Annotated in this window: 1 protein-coding gene; it reads left to right on the top strand. The window is 50.5% G+C overall.

Going from position 1 to position 2,942, the window contains the following annotated elements:
- Nucleotides 1-302: 302 nt before the first annotated feature.
- Nucleotides 303-2,942 (top strand): SusC/RagA family TonB-linked outer membrane protein (locus EG849_RS10900; RefSeq protein ID WP_199732274.1); only part of this gene is annotated, 2,640 nt, incomplete at its 3' end.

The following is a 2,942-nucleotide window of genomic DNA, read 5'->3' on the forward strand; positions in this document are numbered from 1 at the left end:
TGGCTGTTGTGAAAATAGGGGGCAGCTTTTTAGTTTTCAGATTGCAGCTGACAGCTGTAGAATGCCGTGCTGTGATTGCTTTTTATTATCAAATTACCTCGTTACCTAATTTTTTTCACTTTTAATCCCTTAAAAGAATGCTTATGTAAAATAATTACACTTTTGAAATACAACGATTTCTTTCGTTACGGCGAACCAAGCGTTCCTCGTAATGACGCTTACAAAAAAAGTTCCCTGCTGCATCGGCAAAATTCACAGGGAACCGTGATTACAGTTACTAACTAATAACCAATTCCAAAATTATGAAAATTCATTCATTATTTGGGTACGGGCACCGCATTTTCTGCGCCGTACTTGTCGGGTGCGCCCTCATAAGCACCCGGAGCGCTTTTGCGCACAGTCCTTTGGGCATTACTTCAATCGACTTTATCTTACAGCAACAGGTTACCGGAACCGTATCGGACGCCTCGGGACCGCTTGCGGGCGTTACTGTTATTGTAAAAGGAACTACTCTCCAGACCCTGACGGATGGGGACGGGCGTTATGCTGTCAATGCCTCAAAGGGGGATATCTTGGTTTTTTCTTATATCGGCTATGGTACTGTTGAAATTGAAGCGTCGTCTCAGACAGCTCACGTTTTGATGCAGGCTACTGCGCAGTCTATTCAGGAAGTGGTGGTCAATGCTGGCTACTATTCTGTAAAGGAAAGCGAACGCACGGGTAGCATTGCGCGAATCACCTCTAAAGACATTGAAAACCAACCTGTCACCAATATGCTTGCAGCAATGCAGGGAAGAATGGCGGGAGTGAATATCACGCAGAATACAGGCATGCCCGGCGGGGGATTCGACATCAAGATCCGCGGGCAGAACAGCCTGCGCGCCGATGGGAACAGCCCGCTGTACATTATTGACGGCGTTCCCTACGACGCCCAGTCGCTGACCGACGGCTTCACTTCGGGCGTGTTGGCCGGAAAACCCAGCCCGCTCAACAGCATCCCGCCCGACCAAGTGGCGAGCCTTGAGGTACTGAAAGATGCTGATGCGACAGCGATCTATGGCTCTCGGGGCGCTAATGGCGTGGTACTGATTACCACTAAAAAGGGTAAGGGTGGCAAGACCGCCTTCAATGTCCGATTCACAAGGGGGGCGGGGCAGGTCACCCGATTCATGAAGCTGCTCAATACCGAACAATACCTGTCTATGCGCCGGGAAGCTTTCGCCAATGACGGTATCACGGACTATCCCGACTATGCGTATGATGTTAACGGGACCTGGGATGCCAACCGCTATACCGACTGGCAAGAAACGCTGCTGGGCGGGATGGCTGAATTCAGCACGGTTCAGGCTTCGATAGGAGGCGGGAGCGAACGCACTTCTTTTTTGATCAACGGGGGCTTTTCAGAACAGTCAACGGTTTTTGCAGGCAATTTTAAATATAAGACTGGAGATGTCAGAGCCAGCCTGAACCATGAAAGTGCAGACGGGAAGTTCAAGCTTGCCTTTTCCGCAGGCTTGTCCCTGCAGGACAATAACCTGCCTGTCAGCGATTTTACTTCGGAAGCCATCAGCCTGGCACCCAATGCGCCAGCATTATATGATGCGGACGGCAATCTTAACTGGGAAAACAGCACTTTCAATAATCCGTTGCGCAACCTGCTGGGCACTTATACTTCTGAGACCAACGACCTGCTCTCCAGCCTGAAGCTTTCTTATGCTATCGTGGAAAACATGGAAGCGGCTGTCAACCTAGGATACACTTCAACAGAACTGTCCGAACGCAACCTGAACCCTTCGACGACGTATATGCCTGCCATTGGCGTGGGCCCCGAAGGTTCTTACATTGGCGTAACTGAGGCCAGCCGAAATTCGTGGATCATTGAGCCGCAACTGCGCTGGAAGAATCAGTGGGGGAAACACCGCGTTGACCTGCTTGCTGGTGGTACCTTCCAATCACAGCATGGGGAGTCGCTGGTGCAGATGGGCGTGGGGTTCTCCAGCAACAGCCTGATCGGAAATCTTGCGGCGGCATCCCAGACCATCACGATGGGGAATGATAAAAGCGACTACCGCTACCAGGCCTTTTTTGCAAGGGCCAACTATACCTTTGATGATAAGCTGATCTTGAACCTTACGGGGAGGCGGGACGGTTCGAGCCGTTTTGGTCCCGGCAAGCAGTTTGCCAATTTTGGCGCAGTCGGTGCGGCATGGCTTTTCCACAAGGAGGCTTTTGTATCTGACAAAAGCATTTTTAGCTTTGGGAAGTTGCGCGGCAGCTATGGCCTTACAGGAAGCGACCAGATCGGGAACTACCAGTACCTGGACACTTACAGCAGCAGCGGTATTGCTTATAACGGCGTCATCGGGCAGCAGCCCAATCGACTTTACAATCCGGATTTTGCCTGGGAAACCAGCAAGAAACTGGAAGCAGGATTGGAACTGGGTTTTTTCAAGGACAGGATATTTATTACAGGCGCCTATTACCGCAATCTGTCTAGCAACCAGCTGACGGGAATTCCACTGCCGGGAACGACAGGATTTCAAACCGTGCAGGCGAACCTAGACGCCACCGTTAGAAATACGGGATTCGAGCTTACGCTCCGCACTGTAAATATCGAAACCGTTGCTTTCAGCTGGAACACTTCGATCAACCTGACGGTATCAAAAAACAAGCTGGTTTCTTTTCCGGGACTCGAAGGCTCGACGTATGCCAGCCGCTATGTGGTGGGCCAGCCCATGAACATCAGGAAGCTTTACCATTATGAAGGGATCGATCCCGATACGGGGCTGTACCGATTTGCCGACACTAACGGAGACGGCAAGGTGAATTATCTAGACATGACTGCTATTGCCGATTTTTCTCCGAAGTATTATGGAGGTGGAAAAACCGGTCAAATTGACCACCCAATTCCAGTTCAAATTGACCACCTGTTTCGGTTGAAA

The sequence above is a fragment of the Flavobacterium macacae genome, from assembly GCF_003865365.1.
In the GTDB taxonomy this organism is placed as follows: Bacteria; Bacteroidota; Bacteroidia; order Flavobacteriales; family Flavobacteriaceae; genus Flavobacterium; species Flavobacterium macacae.